Here is a 15,980-nt window from a genome sequence, read left to right as displayed (position 1 = left end):
ATCACCCCCTAGCCTTTAACATTGCATCTGCCATGCGGTAGTGGAATTTAGCTCTATTTACTAGCGCCTCATCTGGTGCGTCATTATCAAAGCTACCGAGGCCTACACTCTGTGAAGCTAAATCGCCCTGCATAGCCTTAGCCGCTAGGTAATCACGTAAACTCATGCCAGTATCAGTGCCATGCAATTCTGTTGCTGGAATTGGAAAAGCTGCTCCACCTGTTTTATCTGTCATACTCCCTCCTAACTATTTCATCAGTCCGTATTCATAATTGATATTGTTAAGACTTTCCCTATCTGACTCTATGTAGTAATCCCATATCTCTTGGTCTTTATGCTCCCTGACCAACTGCCAATGCCAGCCTATTTTTGACTTAACCCTGCGAACTTTTCTTATTACAGTTTCGTCGCAATCAAATATGACTCCATAGCCACTACCAAGGCAGCTACGTAACACGCCAAGCTCAACACTAACAACTCTAAATAACTTCGGCATGGGTAGCTTTCCATTGTGGAAATCATCTATTGTCATACTCCCTCCGTTATTAACTAAACGTCATCATCATCTAACGATGCGAATTTGATGATTGTTTTTATTGTTTCATCAAATTGATGGATTCCACTACTTTCAGAAAGCCAGTCTTGCGTACCTTCGACTAACTCACCTAACTCAATCGATTTACAGTCATACAAGCCAAGCACGTTACATAAAGTTCTGGATACGATTCCGTGTAAGTGACCCTTGATGATTAAAGCTGGATTACCATGCATAGCGCCAACCCGTAAAAAGTGGTCAGCGTGTTTCTGATGCGCTTTTGCTGATGATAAAATTGCAGGTAGCATCTCTTTGTTAGGCTGGTTAATTAACTCGTCGCCATCGCTGTAGGTGTGACCTATAGCGCCTGTTGGTATTGTTTCCATCTCTATCTCCTATCTATTAATCACCAAGCCATTCAAGGTATTGCATCTCCTGAATAACTTGCTCGTCTGTTGGCTCTCGGTTCTCTTTATTGCATTCCTTGCAATTGGTTGCCGCTACTGGTTGACCCATGCAGCCACATTCACGACCAGAGCAACAGGTAATAAACTCAATGCCATCGTGGCAATATTTGTTGCTACATTTCATTGCAGCTCCTATCTATTAATCAACTCACCACAGCCCACCTTGATGGACTGTAATTAGTTAACTGTGCCTGCTTTTAACCACGTCAGGCGAGGTGGTTTCCTTCCTTTCCACAGTCAAGGAAAATTGATATATTGGTTATTCCACAGTCAAAATAAGGAATGTTTAAAATGGCTATTAATACCAAATGTCCAAATCCAAGCTGCAACTCAATCACTTTTGAGTTATCAAATTATGTAACAATCAAAAATTGCAGACATCAACTTGCATTTATACGATGCTCTTTGTGTGGTTCCGCTATTAGCGCTATAGACATTCGCCAGAATCATATTCTTGAGGAAATGGCGAAAAAACTAGGAATCAAATGAGCTAGATGATATGAAGCGGTTTTGTTCACAAGCCGCTTTTAAAACATCAATAACATCATTTTCTTTTCCTGTAAGTCCTCGCTCAGATAAAACCTTTTCTATGTTTTCAGCAATTTCAACAGCTGCCAGTAATAGTTTTTGTATATCTTTACTTGCCATGTCTATCTCCTATTTAACGTGCCGTAACACTTCCATCACTCATAATCGGCTTGCGGAGCCGTGGTTGCTTGCGTTGTACATCGGGCATGTCTTTTATCCCGATAATTAAGCTTGCCAGTACATCGGTTTCGTCTACTGGCTTAATGATTGAATCCCATATTTCTTCCACTGAGCGGCTTTTAGGCTTCGCTGCATACTCCTCACGCTTTCTGTCCCAGAATGCCATTTGCTTTGCTAACCGGCGGCTCTTCGCGTTGTCTTTCTTTGGAATAACAGTAATTGTTGCCATAACTCCCTCCTAAGTGATCTTTGGTGGTGATGCCGAATGCCTCCGGTAGCTGTCTTTCGCCCACAAGGCGACTGCTTGTCTTTTCGACCATCACCCCAAAAACCACTCAGTGGTGATCTAACGCTTAGTCAGATCTGGTTCCTAATTATTAAAGAGCATAAGGCGTATATTTCATGTTGCTTGCCTTCGATGGAGTTAAATGTATACGATTCGTAGATGGTTGTAAATACAAAACGTAGACTTTGTTTGCGTAATGGTGTCAACTATTTGTATTTTCAGGTAATTTATTTTCAAAAATTATTTATCTTGGGAGGGAAATCACACTGACCTGAACGAAATCAGTGATAATTTGTCTAAAAATCATTACCAAAAGGGGGGCTTATGAACTTAGATGACGAGAAAGTAGTAAAAGTGGTAATGGAAGTGGGTGGCGCGGTGTTTAGATTGCTAGACAATACCGACACTATAACCAAAGAAATGATTATTGATGAACTTGAGCGATGTCGTAAAGAGGTAACGAACACACTACACAAAGGCGCTTTGCGTGATGCCGCTCAAGTGGTTAGAAGTATGGGTAAGATTGGATAGGGCACAAAAAAGCCCTCGCGGGGAGGGCTATTTGGAGTTACTTAGGTTATTTGAATCTTAGACTCTGCTTTAGGTCATTCATCCAGTTAATTGGAATATACTCGTCGTGCTGCAATCTTCCGACAACTATTCCTGTGTGAATTCCTACCTTTTTAGCAAACTGAGTAACGGCATCTCTATTTCTAAGATCTGGAAGATATTTATTATACTTCTCTGGTATCAAATATTTTCCTGCCCATTCGTTCGCTTCTATCTCATGTTTATCTTGAGATCTTGTAGCGTTAGGGTCATCTAAGAAAATTGATTTTTTATCCTCTTTGGTATCAGAGTGAAGTAATATATGAGCAGCCTCATGGAAGAATGTAAACCAAAACTTATCGTTCGTTTTTCCATATAGTGAAAGCTGAATTAATGGCTTTGTAGGATTTATCCACCTAGCAACGCCGCTGACATGTGATCTCGGTATGGCTGGAACAAAAACGAGAATTACGCCAGATTCAAGCAATAGCTCCTTCATGGCAGGCCCGAAAACTTCGGCCTTTTCGACGGTTAATCCACGTATTTCTTTTAGCGCTTTCTCAAATTTACTCTTATTGAACTTAGGCGCATTTATAGATTCAGACACCTGTTCTCCTAGCCTCAGCCATGATGATATAGCACCTACATCGCACTGCTCTTCTCGGCTTCTTCTGAATGATACTTGCATTCCGCCATATATATCACGCCATTCATCAGGAGATGCCACGCCAAAAAACTTCAGGCATGACTCGACTATTTTTAATTTATGCTTAGAGATTATTCTTAGTTTCTCTATAGCCCCACAAGCCATCAGATCCTTAACAGGAACTTCATCTAGCCATGGTTCCCATGAAGCATGCTTCTCAGCAGCTTCAATTCTAGATTTATGGGCTTGGTAATTGGCTTCTCTGGATAACCAGAAATCCGAAGATCCACCTAATACGCGTTCCAATTTTTCTGCTGTATCTGTGGTAAGGGATGCTTTCCCATTTACCAGCAAGCTTAAATGTTTCTCACTAAACCCCAATCGTTTAGCTAGCTCGGATTGAGACCATCCGCGCTCTTCAGAAATATCAAGTATGGTTTCGCCAGGTGGGGAGACCCAGTCCGGCGCGAAACTTGCACTCAGATTAGTCATGATAATCCCCTATATATTCAATACAAACAATGGTCACTTTATCCCAATCGATGCCGCCATCCGGCTTAGTTGGGCATGGGTCATTGGATGGGCTAAAAACCAGTCTATAGCCACCATGAAGACTAAGGGCAAACTGACCTGCTCGATCTCCTTTTAGAGGGTGAGGGCTTCCAGCAACCAAATCAGTAACTCTACTGGCAGATTCTAAATCACTTAGTCTTGTTCTTAATTTTCGAGCACATAAGGATCCAAATTTTTTTTCAGCTTCCTTTTTTTGCTCGCAAATTTTTTGAATTTTGCTATTTTCAAATAAAATTTCCAAGACACCATTATCCTATCATTCTTTACCTATTTGGTAAATTTTTTTATCACAGAAAGGGTGATATTTAGATTAAGCCACACCCTAAAACGTGTCGTCACCCTGCATTGAAAACCGAAATCCAAGCAAAAGGCTCTTCTGCAAACTGTAATACTGCTCCAACTGCTAGCGCTATTATTAACATAACAATCAGCAGCTTATTTTTACTGATGAGTTCTAATAATTTTTTCATATTAAAACGTCTCGTCATACCTCAAAAAATCATCGACAACAGTTGCCAGAAGTCTTTGTCATCAATGTCAATTAAGAAAGCAATAATCACTAAAGCGATAAAATACAGTATCGCTAACTTATGATGACATATAACCTTCCATAACCATTTCATTTGAGTTTGTCATTAGCTATCAAATGCAATCAGTAACAATAGAATGATATCCAGCATCGCGATAATAATTAGCAGTATCATTATGTTGGAGTTGGATATCAGCTCTAGCAGTCTCTTCATATTAAAACGTGTCGTCAGGCCACTGAGACTTAACCACTTTGCCTATAATCTGGCAGTTACCATTAATTGGAATAAGGTCAAACCGTGGGTTTAACGGCTCCAGATAATCTTGCCCTGACTCTCTAATCAATCGCTTAAATGTGAACTCATCACCGTGTAATCTAGCTATGCAAAAATCACCAAATTCTACATCCTGGTCAGGGTCAACAAGTATCAGCATCCCTTCAGGGAAGCTAGGACGACCTCCTTGCGGGGCTGTCATTGAGTGACCTTCAACCTCTAACCAGAATGCGCTATCACTTGCCTTCTTGGCTGTTGGTATCCATGCGATGGCATCTTTCTCTGTATATGAATTACTGTTTTCGGTAAATGATCCAGCCTGTACTTTAGAGAGTAATGGGTATTCATAGGTTGGTTCAACTCTACTAATCGACTCCTCATCAATGCTAATCGTGCCATCTTGATTTATGGTCGGGTTATTGACGCCAACATATGCAAGTATCCCAGCTATTTCACTAAATGCTGGTTCTCTCTTTCCTGTCATCCAATGCCCAACGGCACCTTTCGATACTGAAAAATGCTCAGCCAGATGATCGTATGTAATGCCCTTATCTTTCATAAGGGACTTGGCTAGTTCATACCATTTCATTTTCATAACCCAATAATACGATATGTATACATAAATGTAGACAGACAATATGTATACTTTTATATTGAAATTACGGATACTTTATGTATACTCTCGTAATGAACAATAAGGAGGTTCAGATGAATTACATAAGCCGATATAGAAAAAAACTTGGGCTTACACAGACAGATTTAGCTAAAGAGCTAGGCTGCACAAAAGGAAACATTAGCCATTATGAAAATGGCAGACGTAAAGCAGACCTTGAAGTATGCAGACAGCTAGTTAGCTTTTTTAACAATAACGGGATTAACGTCACTATCGATGACATTTTTCCGCCTAAAGCAGCATAGATTTACTCGTTCTTTAACATCGCTAAACCGCTCTGAATATGCGTTGGAGCAAAACTTAACTCACAGGATCGTGAGCAACGGACTAACTACGTCAAAAGGAATTTAACAAATGGACTACGCAATTTCACGCAACGTGCGAGCAATTGAGGCTCGTATTCGCAAAGGGATCATCTTAACCACACCTAAGCAAGTTGCTAAGGCTGTCGGTGTACACGAATCCCAAATCACTAGATGGCAAGCTGAGAACGGCTTTGTTGAGAAGGCAGCAAGACTGCTGGACGCAATAGGGTTCGATGCGCCAATTCAAGATGTGATTATTCAGGGTGATGAGGCTAGGGTATTAATTCAGATGCTAGAGCATGTCAGATACCCAAAAAGAAAAACCTCAAAGGCGGCAACCGATGAGGCTCAAATTAGTTTAAACATCTAATTGTAGTTACCCATTAATACTGGACGAATAATCAGTATTAGTCAAATGATTTGATCACTCATAGATAAGCTCATTAATTTATTTTTAATGGGCTTTAAATTCATGGAGTTAAAAAGTATATGGATAATTATGAGTATAACGTCAATGTTTTAATGCCAAGTTGTTATTTTGAACAAGATGAAAACTGGATCAGGGAAATGTTATTGAGACTAAGGCCATCAGTAAGGCCAAAAGTATCAGTTAAATATTCTGAGGTTTATCAAGAGCATTTCGACGACGAACCTATATCTTACAAAAAAATAAATGCTGGCAGAAAAGCAGCAAATACACGATTAAGAAACTTTGTAAAAAACTATGCTTCCTATCTCGATGGGCATGTTTCTGATCCGAGAGTTTTTCAACAAGGCACTAGCCAGATGAACCAACCATCTCAAGGTGTCGCCTGAATCACCGAATTCAATACAAAAATATGGCCTGTTCCTTGGAAAGTGTAGCAATGCCGATACATGGCACTAGGCATAAGTATCTGATTCAAAAACCAAAAAAAAGAAAATCCGAGTTCTGAATTTACCCCTATAAGGACAAGGAGAGGGCAATTAAGAAATTCGTTAAAAATCATGAAGTTAATCAACATCAAAACGACAGGGTTTGTCGCTTTTTGCGACAGGTTCGGTCGCTTTGTTAAAAATCAATAGGTTACGATTTTATGCACAAATGGTCACGAGTTTTTAAAGCCAAGGAGCTGTTTAAACGAATGGCTGGACTGTCTCCCGTAGCAACGGAGCTGTACGGACATATCGTTGAGAATTGTGACTGGCGGCATGGGCGTTTTGTTGCGACTTCGGCAGAGATTGCAAGCGAGTTAAACGTCACAGCGCGAAGTATTCAGAGAGCCAACAAAGAGCTTGAGGTTGCAGGTTTAATCAAGTTCAAGCGTGGCATATACGCAATAAATCCAGAATTTAACTGGGGGGGAAGGAGCTGGAATATATCGAAATCCTGTTACTACACGATGGACAGGAAAGGCGCTCAGGTTATTGATTTTAATGATGCAGCAGAAGCCATTAACTCAAAAAAGCTTGAGGAGATAGCCCGAAAAACCTTGAGGGAGGCAAACGGGCGTAACGCAAAAAGGAATTAATCATGCTCAGTATAACGCCAAAAGCTAAGCAAGTCACCGCATTGGATATGCTCAGAAGAAACTGGAATCAGCATCGAACGATGTTGCTTTCTGCAAGTGTTGGATTTGGTAAAACGGCAATAGCAGCATTCATGGCAGACGGCCTAGTTTCTAGGAAGCTGCGAGTTATGTTTGTAGCGCCTTACACAGTGTTGTTAGACCAGACAGCAACGCGGTTTGTTGAATATGGTTTACCGCCAGATGAAATCAGTTATGTGTGGCGAGATCATCCACTTTATGACCCTGATAAGCTAATTCAAATTGCATCAGCAGATACGCTGATTCGTCGCAAATTTCCTGACAATATCGATTTACTTATCATCGATGAAGCCCACATGAAGCGAAAAAAAATACTCGAAATTATTCGAGATACGGATATTCGGGTGGTTGGATTGTCAGGAACGCCATTTGCTGGGTGGATGGGGGAATATTACGAAACACTGATTAAGCCAACGACGATGAAAGAGTTAATCGAAATTGGTGATCTGAGTCCTTACGAGTTTTATGCGCCAGATAATCCCGATGTTAGCGGTGTGAAAACATCAAAACTATCTGCATTCGGCAATGACTACAACGAGGAACAGTTAGCCAAAATCATGGGCGATTCTGATTTAGTCGGGAACATCGTCAAGTTTTGGTTAGAACATGGTGAGGATAGGCCAACAGTTTGTTTTTGCGTGAATGTTAGCCATGCAAACTACGTCACGATGGAATTTAACCGAGCGGAGATCAATGCGGAGGTGATGACCGCAGACACACCACACGATGAGCGGCAGTTGATTATTAACCGTTTTGAGAGTGGGGCAACAAAAATCATCGTCAACGTTGGTGTCCTTGTCGCTGGGTTCGATAGTGATGTTCGCTGCATCATCTACGCAAGGCCAACAAAGTCAGAAATTAGGTGGGTTCAGTGTCTTGGGCGCGGATTGAGAACAGCAAAGGGAAAAGACAAGTGTCTCATATTCGACCACTCAGGATCAGTTCACTTACTTGGCTTTCCTGATGATATCGAATACGACGATTTGCAAAAGAAAAATGACGGAATGAAAACTCAAAGTGGTTACAGCGAGAAAGAAAAAGCTGAGAAAAAACCTAAAGAGTGTCCATCGTGCCATTACATGAAGCCCGCAGGCGTTTACGTTTGCCCTAAGTGTGGATTTAAACCACTGATGGGTGAAAACGTTCAAGTCGATGAAACACGCGAACTCAAAAAGCTGAAAGCTGGTGAACAGATATTCACCAAGGAGCAAAAACAGAGTTGGTGGTCACAAATCAAGTTTTATCAAAAACAGCGTGAGATATCAGGCAAGCCGATTTCAGATGGTTGGTGTGCTCACACGTACAAGAAAAAATTTGGTGTATGGCCTCGTGGTTTACATGACTCACCGCAGGAAATAACACCCGAAGTTAGTAATTACATTCGGTCAAAAAATATCGCCTTTGCAAAAATGCAGGAGAAGCAAAACGCCAAAGAGGTAAAGCCAAAAACAGAGTCTGAAAAAATGGACTCTGCAAGGTCACACCTGAAAGGCATACGGGAGCAACTCAGTTTAGGAGGTAATCGTGAAGACGGTAGAAGCAGTAGTAGGGCGATGGCCTGAAATATTTGAGTATTACAAATTACCGCCAATCACAGGGAAAAAGCATTATTTAGGTGAATGCCCAATATGTGGCAAGAAAGGGAAATTCAGGATAGATGATAAAAACGGAAAGGGATCTTGGATATGTTCGTGTGGCGCTGGGGATGGCTGGAAATTACTGGAACTTACCCAGCAAAAAGATTTTAGAGTTTTAGCAAGTGAGATAGACCGATTAATCGGAAACAGTTATTCAGGCCAATCAGTACCGCAAACCCAATCAGATGTAAAAGCCACTCATTCAAAAGTTATCGCAAAGTTCGCCTCACTAATCCCACTTAAAGATACATCGGCTCACCGTTATTTGATGGGCAGGGGGATCAACGTTTTACCGTCTCAGCATATCAGATACAGCAGCACGCAACAGAACGGATTTACCTCGCTCTGGTCAATAGCAACAGATGATCGCGGTGCTGGTTGTTATCTGCATAGGACGTTCTTGGATGGCGAAAAAAAGGCAAACTTTGAAGGAAATAAACGCCTTACCAAATTACAGGAAGATAATTATTTAGATTTTGCTGGCTCTATCGCTATTCGAATGACCCCAGTAGCATCAACGCTGGGGATTGCCGAGGGGATAGAAACAGCCCTTTCCTGCCAGCAAGTCTACGGCTGTAATACATGGTCGACGCTTAACGCCAATTTCATGCGTAAGTTTAGAGCACCGAAAGGCGTTAAACATCTCATCATATTTGCAGACACGGACAGCAACGGCACAGGGCTAGCAGCCGCCTTTGAGTGTGGCAATAGAAACATTCTAAGCAACAACGATGTTGAAAAAGTCAGTGTCCGATGGATTGACGGAACAGGCGACTTTAACGACATGCTAGTCAATGGGGCAAAAGTATTTCAACAGGAGTTATGGCGCAAGCATGCAGCCTAACACACCAAATCATAAGGACTTCTAGGATGTCAGATTGGTTATTTTTAATCGCCGTTACATACATTTTGATTATGACGGCAACGAGTGAGTATGGCGCATGGTGGTCTAACTTTTTGTTATCAATTGTCGCTATGTCAATAATTTACGGTCACAAAGGATAGAGGTGTTGAGTGATGAAAGGAACAACGTTAACAGAGGGAGGCATCTAATGCAGGGAACTAATCCAACGGAAAGAAAAATTAACATACCAGCCGATCTTAGTGAAAATACAGTAGAGCTTGTTATTAAGTTTGCTGAAGCTATGGCAGAAAAATTACACAAATCTGAGCAGAAATATGGCTACTCAGAAGAGTGGATGCTTAACAATTGGGAATTGGAATGCAAAGCTCAACTTATGAGGCATATACAGAAAGGCGACCCTGTTGATGTAGCTAACTATTGTGCATTTATGCTGTATCACGGATGGTCAACATCGCCACTCCCACCAATGTCAGAGGGTGAGTGATGAGCTGGATTAAACGAAGTGATGAAACGCCACAGGAAGACGGCAAATATATTACATTCGGCTCTCATGGTCGGACTACTGCATGGTGGAAAGGTGATATCCATAAGTTCCAAAATGCCGAATCTGGCGAAAACGAGGGAATGCGAGACATGGATGGTGAAGTTTACATGGTAACGCATTGGATGAACTTGCCAGAAAAGCCAGAGCCACCACAGGATAAATAGCATGAACGAACTCAAGAAATGCCCGTTTTGCGGAGGGCGTGGTGAATATCACTACTTCGAGGATTTAGGTCACTTGGTTATTTGTTCTAACACTATTTGCCCGTCAAATAAGTTTGGATATACAGATGCTGAAGAAGCTGAGCAAGCATGGAACAGGAGAGCTAACAGTGAGTGATAAATTAAAGTGTCGTCGTTGTCGTAAAGTTTCAGAGAGGGAAGAACTTAAGAAAGTACAGAAAAAGGACTGGATTGATTTAGTTTGCCCTAACTGTAATTGTAAAAATTTCAATTTAGTTGAGGAAAATACAGGAGGTTAAATGTCACTAAAGACATACTATCTCAGTAGTAAAAACATCAAGCAAAACGCCATCGAAGCAATACAAAACCTACCGATAGATTCAACCAAGCCATTCGAAGTAAAGCTCTCCGAACCTAAACGAACCAAGGCACAAAATGACCGCATGTGGGCAACTCTTACTGATTTGTCTAAACAGGTCATGTGGCACGGTCAACGGTACGACAAAGAGGATTGGAAAGACTTAATCACTGTACTTAACAAGCAAATTAAGGGTGAGGCTCAACGTTCGGCTGTCGGGCTAGGTGGCGGCATTGTTTATTTCGGTGAACGTACTAGCAAAATGCGAGTAAGACAAATAGCGGATGTTATCGAATGTGCTCACTGGTTCGGCTCACAAAATGGCGTGAAATTCACTGATGACGCAAAGAGAGAGCTGGAGTGGGCGCAACGCATTGGTGACAAACAGAAACTCAAGGAGCAACAAGAGAGATGAAAGAACCGCACATACACAGGCTTCTCACTTACGAAGAGGCTGAAAGACTTTGTGAGCATTATAGGCGGCAAGGTTACTCCCCAGTCAAAATGCTCAATATTAATCCTCAATATTTCGACGTATCAGTCAACCTACCAACACAAAAATGGCTCAGGCCAACACCGAGAACAATGATTAATAGGATGTGGAGATGAATAAAAACAATCACCCAACGTACAAAGATACATTTCATAAACATATGTTTAACTTTGACCTGTTATTCACATACGGCAAATTTGTTGTGATTTGGTCTTGCATTGCTTTAGTGGCAGGTTTAATTGCGGAGGTGATACGCTGATATGGCACTAAAACGCGATAAATACGACATTGTATTTTCGCAGCTAGTCAGGGAACGAACAGATTACGAATGCGACTACTGCGGAAGATACTTTAGACACGAACCCTCAAAACTTCACTGCTCACACTTCAAATCACGACGACACAAAGCAACTCGATACCATCCTCTTAATGCCTTTTCTCACTGCGCTGGCTGCCACAGAAAACTAGGTGAAGACCCACACGAATTCAATGCTCACGCTGTTATCACTTACAGCGAGATGACTATTGATAGCGTGGCTCGTTTAGCTGGAACGGCGGTGAAGTTAAAACCGTGGCAGATGGATGATTTATACCAGCACATGAAAGGTGAGCTTAAACGGCTTCAGGAGCTACGTAGCGAAGGTGTAATAGGTCGCATTGAGTTCACGCTTCCTGATTGGTATCAGCACGGCATAACTTATCAGATGGGGGATATATGAAGGCTGAGATAACAACCATTCCAGCGTTGCTTGTCAAGACGCACGGGAATATGAGTGAAGTAGCAAGGCGACTCAATTGCAATAGGGCAACAGTCAAGAAATATTCTGGTGATGTATGCGGGTCTGACCACGCGATTATAAATGGTCGACTGATGACTAAGTATAAGCATGCGAAGGGGGCTAAATGAAAAACGATGAACCGTTTTATTTACTCGCTCATTATTCAAGTAAAAACGAACTACGGCGCGTGTGGGGTTCTGGAAGAAAGAACGCACTAGAAAGCAAAAGAGCATGGGTTCGTTATATGTTGATGACTTGGGGTAAGGTTTATGGTGGCGATGATTATGCAGAAGGTGGTGAGTGTAGTGTAATTGGTCGACTCATGCTCCGTTCTGATTGGAGTGAAAACGAAGGGAAAAGGATTATTGGTGTTGTTAATGATTTACATAAGATGGGGTACAGGGGGGATGAGTTATTTAAAAAATCACATGAAATACTCAATCCAAAAGCAAGTATAAGCGACCTCATCGCTCTCGCCAAAGAATCAGATGATGCCGCTTTCATTGAATCAGTAATTAACAAGACGTTCAAACTAAACAATCCAATCCGTCACGTAGCAATTAAACGTTATTGCGACTGCAAATACACGCAAAAGATGGCTCGTGAATTAACCTTCAAGAAAAAGATAAGCATACAGCAAAGCACAAGGCGTATTGAATGGGCTCTAGATTTGCTGGAAGAAGAACTTTTTTATGCAATAAAACGCGAAGAGGAGAAATTAATTAATGTAAATTACCAATAAATAGAAAATATTTTCTAATATCTATTGCAATTGCGAAATTTACATGTATAGTTTGTGATAAGCTCACGGCAGTAAAACCAAGAGCGGATAACAAGGTAAAAGAGGCGGCGCTTGTTATCGATCCCGCCTAGTTGGTCACTTCGTCTATTTGGACTGGAACTCCAACCACATCGGCTGAGAGGTCGAAGAAAATAGAGCCTCACTTCGGTGGGGCTTTGCTGTTTCTAACGTATTGATATTGTTCCGTTATGGGAATCCCCATAGCGACAATTTCAACTCTCCGGAATTTCCGGATAGTTCATATATTCGGTTATTCATAACAACTGACATCTGGAGTCATTAATGCGAAGTAAAGCAATAAGACGCCATCATGAAAAGCGCCTCAAATCCAAAAGAAGTAAATACAACACGGCAGGTGTGGCAGATAAGAAGGCTATCGGTATTTGCTACCGAACCCCTGCGTTATGCGGCTGTTGGATGTGCTCAAGTCATCGGAAAGTATTTGGCATGAGCATTAAAGAGGTTAGAGATAGGCAAAGGTTTATCGATACCGAGCAACAACCAAAAGATATTTGGTAGTTCAAAGTATCGTTGGCCAACAGTCACAACAGAACAATATTTCAAGAGGTCGCCTAGTGCGGCTTTCTTCGTATACGCCGCCACAGAATCAATCACCCTCGTTATCAATTAACACAAGAGCTGTGCGCGGCTATCTATTAACTAAATTCCTCCAACGTAGGGGGTGAGTATGAAATATATGAAAGACACCCCTGAATTCTGGGAGCAGGTATTTAACTATCTATCTCAATACAAAGAGCAAGGAATGTTTGCTGGCCTAGCTGGTACGGTTGCGATATTGCGCGGGCTGTATAACGGAGGGGGATGGTGGAAAACGCTACTGGATGGTTTCTTGTGTGCGTTCCTCGGCTGGTTTGCAAAAGATCTACTAGCATTTTTTGGTATGAGTGCTGATTTTGCTTACTTAGCTAGCGTAATGATTGGTTACTGGGGAGTGGCAAAAATAAGCGGAATGATTAAAGGTAAGGCGGGAGTGAATAATGACTGAACCTAAATGGCTAATTGAAGCCAGAAAAGAAATTGGTGTGTCAGAGCATACCACTGAGGGCTCGAAAGCAGTCGATCAGATGTGGATTGATAGCAAGCTGCGTGGCTTGGTTGGTACTGCAAGAAAAGTTCCTTGGTGCGCTGGATTTGTCAATGCCATGTTGGAGCGTTCTGGTATTCGTTCAACGCGTTCTGATTCTTCTCGTTCATATCTGAATTATGGCGTGAAATTAACCGAGCCAAAATACGGTTGCATTGTTACTTTTTCTCGCGATGGAGGCGGTCATGTCGGTTTCGTTGTTGGCAAAACAGAATCAGGCTCATTACTGGTATTGGGTGGTAATCAATCCGATGCTGTCAACATCAAAGCGTTCAAAAAAGACCGTGTAACGGGTTACTGTTATCCAGAAGGTGTGGAAATAGATAATCGATCGCTGCCAATTGGCGATGCTGCATTGTCAGTTAAAGAGTCGTGATATGAAATGGATAACTAGCCCAATCACTGGTTGGCTTGCTGCATTTCTATTTTTTTCACTCTGGATTTTATCTGCATTAGCTCACGAGAAAGAACTAAGCGACCAGAAAGACCAAAAGATTATAGAGAGTAACCGCATTGTATTTAATGTGTATCGGGCGCTCTCTATATTTGACCGAATTTCACAAGCCAACATCAAAGCAAAGCAATTAGAGGACTCAGAACATGTCAAAGTTAAGACTGTTATCAAAACAGTGCTCAAAGACAATGAGTGCGCTAATACTGCTGTGCCCGATGATGTTGTTAGTGAGTTGCGAAAGTACGAAAGAGATTTACGTGCCCGTGCAGCCAGTGCCAATACCAGCTCACCTAACCGCTGATTGTCCTCAGCCTGATGTACCAGGGCAGATGGACTGGAAAGATATGCCGCAACTGCTAGTTGATGCTATGAACTCAATAGCAAAGTGCAATTTAGACAAAAAAGCCATTCGAGAGATTGAAGCGGCTAGAAATAATTCAATATCACATTAGAACGGAGTGTTTAAAATGAGTCAGACTTTAGGTCAAAAGTTAGTTGGCGTTAGTTTCAACCCTAGCGGAAATATCATTGTTGATGCTGTAAAGCAAAATGCAGCAGATACAATTGATTTAATTCAGGACAGCATGCAAAGAGCCACTTCAGAAGAAGCCTTAATGATTCACAATGAGGCCATTCGTCGCATTATGGATGCTCAGATGTGGGCGGTAAAAGCTATCACTTGGAAAGATTAACTCAAGATAAATAATGAAGCCCCTGTAAACGACGCAGGGGCTTAGTTATATAAAGATAAAAATGTAAATGCGGTAGCATCTGCCACCAATAGTAAGCTTAGTTGATGATTTATAAATGTACAATATATATAGTCAAATAATAACTATCCCCTGATTTCTCAGAGGCTTTTTAATATCTACGGGAGAAATACCTATCGTGGCAGCACAATGTTTCGATAAACCAGAACAATTTCGAGATGAGTTTGATAAAAGCATTCCGAAAGAATAAAAAAAAGCCTCTGTAAGCTGAGGCATAAAAATTCGGAATGTTTATTACTAGTTCTATGAATAGCCCAAATGTCGTAAGGGCGTGCGCATAATATCAACATAAGTAAAATAATCTAGGCGAAAATTGTTACAGAATACGGAAAGGAGTTTTTAAGAACGAGTAATATCGCAATAACACCAGAGCAAATCAAGGCTCTTAATGGTAGCAAGGTATGAAAACAGGGACATTGCAACTATCAATTTCAGTGAAATTTAAATGGTGGGTCAATCCATACATATCCACTTTGAAATTATTTTGCCTAACGCTTGGTATTGAGCCTGACTACGACAAGGTAGGTGAGTTCATCGCTAAGCGTGGGCTGATTACAACGAAACACATAACAACAAGGTAAATCATGACTACTGAACTAACAGCAAAAGAGAAAATCCGCTTAGGCTTGCTTAAGCTAACAGGCAATAACACTACGGCGACGGCTAAGGCCATTAAGCTAATTAACGATGTGCAACTTGAGTATGAGTTATTCACATTACTCTGGAACACAAACTCAAGCATGAATAGCAACGGAGACGGCGATACAGTGACTAAAGTAGACACTGTTTATCAACGTGTTCAAGAAGCTAAGAAAACGTTATTCAACGATGAAGTAGCAGAATAACCAATCACAAAG

Annotated in this window: 33 protein-coding genes; 23 read left to right on the top strand and 10 right to left on the bottom strand. The window is 41.4% G+C overall.

The window, feature by feature from the left end; translation table 11 throughout:
* Position 1 precedes the first annotated feature (1 nt).
* The 6 genes from ACIPUA_RS20060 to ACIPUA_RS20035 form a co-directional block, all read right to left on the bottom strand.
* Entirely contained in the window at positions 2 to 235 is a 234-nt protein-coding gene (locus tag ACIPUA_RS20060) for a hypothetical protein (protein ID WP_449060075.1), read from the bottom strand.
* A 12-nt stretch (positions 236 to 247) separates the two neighbouring features.
* Positions 248 to 532 (bottom strand): hypothetical protein, encoded by a 285-nt coding sequence (locus ACIPUA_RS20055; RefSeq protein ID WP_449060074.1) that lies wholly within the window; start codon positions 530 to 532, stop codon positions 248 to 250.
* 17 nt (positions 533 to 549) lie between these two features.
* Entirely contained in the window at positions 550 to 921 is a 372-nt protein-coding gene (locus ACIPUA_RS20050; RefSeq protein ID WP_210789245.1) for a hypothetical protein, read from the bottom strand.
* Between the two features lie 16 nt (positions 922 to 937).
* Complete coding sequence (locus ACIPUA_RS20045; RefSeq protein WP_210789247.1) at positions 938 to 1,126, bottom strand: hypothetical protein; 189 nt, start codon at positions 1,124 to 1,126, stop codon at positions 938 to 940.
* A gap of 350 nt (positions 1,127 to 1,476) precedes the next feature.
* Positions 1,477 to 1,650, bottom strand: coding sequence for a hypothetical protein (locus tag ACIPUA_RS20040; protein ID WP_155405714.1), 174 nt, complete (start codon positions 1,648 to 1,650; stop codon positions 1,477 to 1,479).
* 13 nt (positions 1,651 to 1,663) lie between these two features.
* A complete protein-coding gene (locus ACIPUA_RS20035; protein ID WP_449060073.1) occupies positions 1,664 to 1,939 on the bottom strand; it encodes a hypothetical protein in 276 nt (91 codons plus the stop codon).
* A 381-nt stretch (positions 1,940 to 2,320) separates the two neighbouring features.
* Between ACIPUA_RS20035 and ACIPUA_RS20030 the strand changes: the two genes are divergently transcribed.
* Positions 2,321 to 2,527 carry a hypothetical protein gene (locus ACIPUA_RS20030; RefSeq protein WP_136134472.1) on the top strand — a complete coding sequence of 69 codons (207 nt, stop codon included), beginning with the start codon at positions 2,321 to 2,323 and terminating at the stop codon, positions 2,525 to 2,527.
* A gap of 46 nt (positions 2,528 to 2,573) precedes the next feature.
* Here the strand turns inward: ACIPUA_RS20030 and ACIPUA_RS20025 are convergent, their stop codons facing one another.
* From ACIPUA_RS20025 to ACIPUA_RS20010, 4 genes are all read right to left on the bottom strand, one after another.
* The gene (locus ACIPUA_RS20025) at positions 2,574 to 3,683 is read right to left on the bottom strand and encodes a helix-turn-helix domain-containing protein (protein ID WP_283026863.1); all 1,110 of its coding nucleotides are present in this window, start codon (positions 3,681 to 3,683) and stop codon (positions 2,574 to 2,576) included.
* Positions 3,676 to 4,005, bottom strand: coding sequence for a type II toxin-antitoxin system RelE/ParE family toxin (locus tag ACIPUA_RS20020; protein ID WP_283026864.1), 330 nt, complete (start codon positions 4,003 to 4,005; stop codon positions 3,676 to 3,678). The genes ACIPUA_RS20025 and ACIPUA_RS20020 overlap by 8 nt, the downstream gene beginning before the upstream one ends.
* Positions 4,006 to 4,099: 94 nt before the next feature.
* A complete protein-coding gene (locus ACIPUA_RS20015; protein ID WP_449060072.1) occupies positions 4,100 to 4,234 on the bottom strand; it encodes a hypothetical protein in 135 nt (44 codons plus the stop codon).
* Between the two features lie 274 nt (positions 4,235 to 4,508).
* Positions 4,509 to 5,156, bottom strand: coding sequence for a LexA family protein (locus ACIPUA_RS20010; protein ID WP_070929118.1), 648 nt, complete (start codon positions 5,154 to 5,156; stop codon positions 4,509 to 4,511).
* A gap of 83 nt (positions 5,157 to 5,239) precedes the next feature.
* Between ACIPUA_RS20010 and ACIPUA_RS20005 the strand changes: the two genes are divergently transcribed.
* From ACIPUA_RS20005 to ACIPUA_RS19900, 22 genes are all read left to right on the top strand, one after another.
* A complete protein-coding gene (locus ACIPUA_RS20005) occupies positions 5,240 to 5,485 on the top strand; it encodes a helix-turn-helix transcriptional regulator (protein WP_395350302.1) in 246 nt (81 codons plus the stop codon).
* Positions 5,486 to 5,594: 109 nt separating this feature from the next.
* Positions 5,595 to 5,915 (top strand): CII family transcriptional regulator, encoded by a 321-nt coding sequence (locus ACIPUA_RS20000; protein ID WP_449060071.1) that lies wholly within the window; start codon positions 5,595 to 5,597, stop codon positions 5,913 to 5,915.
* Positions 5,916 to 6,034: 119 nt separating this feature from the next.
* Positions 6,035 to 6,361, top strand: a complete 327-nt coding sequence (locus ACIPUA_RS19995) for a hypothetical protein (protein ID WP_272574748.1) — start codon at positions 6,035 to 6,037, stop codon at positions 6,359 to 6,361.
* A gap of 308 nt (positions 6,362 to 6,669) precedes the next feature.
* Positions 6,670 to 7,056: a replication/maintenance protein RepL gene (locus tag ACIPUA_RS19990; protein WP_254679948.1), complete on the top strand. Its 387-nt coding sequence runs from the start codon at positions 6,670 to 6,672 to the stop codon at positions 7,054 to 7,056.
* A gap of 2 nt (positions 7,057 to 7,058) precedes the next feature.
* Entirely contained in the window at positions 7,059 to 8,696 is a 1,638-nt protein-coding gene (locus ACIPUA_RS19985; protein WP_070929122.1) for a DEAD/DEAH box helicase, read from the top strand.
* Positions 8,659 to 9,615, top strand: a complete 957-nt coding sequence (locus ACIPUA_RS19980; RefSeq protein ID WP_272537496.1) for a primase-helicase zinc-binding domain-containing protein — start codon at positions 8,659 to 8,661, stop codon at positions 9,613 to 9,615. The genes ACIPUA_RS19985 and ACIPUA_RS19980 overlap by 38 nt, the downstream gene beginning before the upstream one ends.
* A gap of 208 nt (positions 9,616 to 9,823) precedes the next feature.
* Complete coding sequence (locus ACIPUA_RS19975; RefSeq protein ID WP_449060070.1) at positions 9,824 to 10,120, top strand: hypothetical protein; 297 nt, start codon at positions 9,824 to 9,826, stop codon at positions 10,118 to 10,120.
* Positions 10,120 to 10,344 carry a DUF551 domain-containing protein gene (locus tag ACIPUA_RS19970; protein ID WP_449060069.1) on the top strand — a complete coding sequence of 75 codons (225 nt, stop codon included), beginning with the start codon at positions 10,120 to 10,122 and terminating at the stop codon, positions 10,342 to 10,344. The genes ACIPUA_RS19975 and ACIPUA_RS19970 overlap by 1 nt, the downstream gene beginning before the upstream one ends.
* A gap of 1 nt (position 10,345) precedes the next feature.
* Positions 10,346 to 10,519, top strand: coding sequence for a Lar family restriction alleviation protein (locus ACIPUA_RS19965; protein ID WP_449060068.1), 174 nt, complete (start codon positions 10,346 to 10,348; stop codon positions 10,517 to 10,519).
* On the top strand, positions 10,512 to 10,661 hold the full coding sequence (locus tag ACIPUA_RS19960; RefSeq protein WP_449060067.1) for a hypothetical protein: 150 nt from the start codon (positions 10,512 to 10,514) through the stop codon (positions 10,659 to 10,661). Before ACIPUA_RS19965 ends, ACIPUA_RS19960 begins: the two co-directional genes overlap by 8 nt.
* Entirely contained in the window at positions 10,662 to 11,135 is a 474-nt protein-coding gene (locus ACIPUA_RS19955; RefSeq protein ID WP_449060066.1) for a recombination protein NinB, read from the top strand. It abuts the gene before it with no gap.
* 190 nt (positions 11,136 to 11,325) lie between these two features.
* Complete coding sequence (locus tag ACIPUA_RS19950) at positions 11,326 to 11,472, top strand: hypothetical protein (RefSeq protein ID WP_449060065.1); 147 nt, start codon at positions 11,326 to 11,328, stop codon at positions 11,470 to 11,472.
* A 298-nt stretch (positions 11,473 to 11,770) separates the two neighbouring features.
* Positions 11,771 to 11,932 carry a hypothetical protein gene (locus ACIPUA_RS19945; protein WP_449060064.1) on the top strand — a complete coding sequence of 54 codons (162 nt, stop codon included), beginning with the start codon at positions 11,771 to 11,773 and terminating at the stop codon, positions 11,930 to 11,932.
* Positions 11,929 to 12,120, top strand: coding sequence for a protein ninH (locus ACIPUA_RS19940; RefSeq protein ID WP_449060063.1), 192 nt, complete (start codon positions 11,929 to 11,931; stop codon positions 12,118 to 12,120). The genes ACIPUA_RS19945 and ACIPUA_RS19940 overlap by 4 nt, the downstream gene beginning before the upstream one ends.
* Complete coding sequence (locus ACIPUA_RS19935; protein ID WP_449060062.1) at positions 12,117 to 12,734, top strand: hypothetical protein; 618 nt, start codon at positions 12,117 to 12,119, stop codon at positions 12,732 to 12,734. Before ACIPUA_RS19940 ends, ACIPUA_RS19935 begins: the two co-directional genes overlap by 4 nt.
* A 342-nt stretch (positions 12,735 to 13,076) precedes the next feature.
* On the top strand, positions 13,077 to 13,313 hold the full coding sequence (locus ACIPUA_RS19930) for a hypothetical protein (protein ID WP_449060061.1): 237 nt from the start codon (positions 13,077 to 13,079) through the stop codon (positions 13,311 to 13,313).
* 169 nt (positions 13,314 to 13,482) lie between these two features.
* Positions 13,483 to 13,800 carry a phage holin, lambda family gene (locus tag ACIPUA_RS19925; protein WP_198861227.1) on the top strand — a complete coding sequence of 106 codons (318 nt, stop codon included), beginning with the start codon at positions 13,483 to 13,485 and terminating at the stop codon, positions 13,798 to 13,800.
* The gene (locus ACIPUA_RS19920) at positions 13,793 to 14,275 is read left to right on the top strand and encodes a TIGR02594 family protein (RefSeq protein WP_449060060.1); all 483 of its coding nucleotides are present in this window, start codon (positions 13,793 to 13,795) and stop codon (positions 14,273 to 14,275) included. The genes ACIPUA_RS19925 and ACIPUA_RS19920 overlap by 8 nt, the downstream gene beginning before the upstream one ends.
* Position 14,276: 1 nt before the next feature.
* The gene (locus tag ACIPUA_RS19915) at positions 14,277 to 14,654 is read left to right on the top strand and encodes a hypothetical protein (protein WP_449060059.1); all 378 of its coding nucleotides are present in this window, start codon (positions 14,277 to 14,279) and stop codon (positions 14,652 to 14,654) included.
* Entirely contained in the window at positions 14,542 to 14,805 is a 264-nt protein-coding gene (gene lysC, locus ACIPUA_RS19910) for an Rz1-like lysis system protein LysC (RefSeq protein WP_449060058.1), read from the top strand. The genes ACIPUA_RS19915 and lysC overlap by 113 nt, the downstream gene beginning before the upstream one ends.
* Before the next feature lie 15 nt (positions 14,806 to 14,820).
* Positions 14,821 to 15,045 (top strand): hypothetical protein, encoded by a 225-nt coding sequence (locus ACIPUA_RS19905; protein ID WP_281111288.1) that lies wholly within the window; start codon positions 14,821 to 14,823, stop codon positions 15,043 to 15,045.
* A gap of 662 nt (positions 15,046 to 15,707) precedes the next feature.
* Positions 15,708 to 15,968: a DUF2560 family protein gene (locus tag ACIPUA_RS19900; RefSeq protein WP_196733022.1), complete on the top strand. Its 261-nt coding sequence runs from the start codon at positions 15,708 to 15,710 to the stop codon at positions 15,966 to 15,968.
* Positions 15,969 to 15,980 lie beyond the last annotated feature (12 nt).

The sequence above is a fragment of the Providencia sp. AGC89 genome (assembly GCF_053543535.1).
The sequence above is the reverse complement of the archived record's forward strand: the minus strand, read 5'-3'. Positions and strand labels throughout refer to the sequence as shown.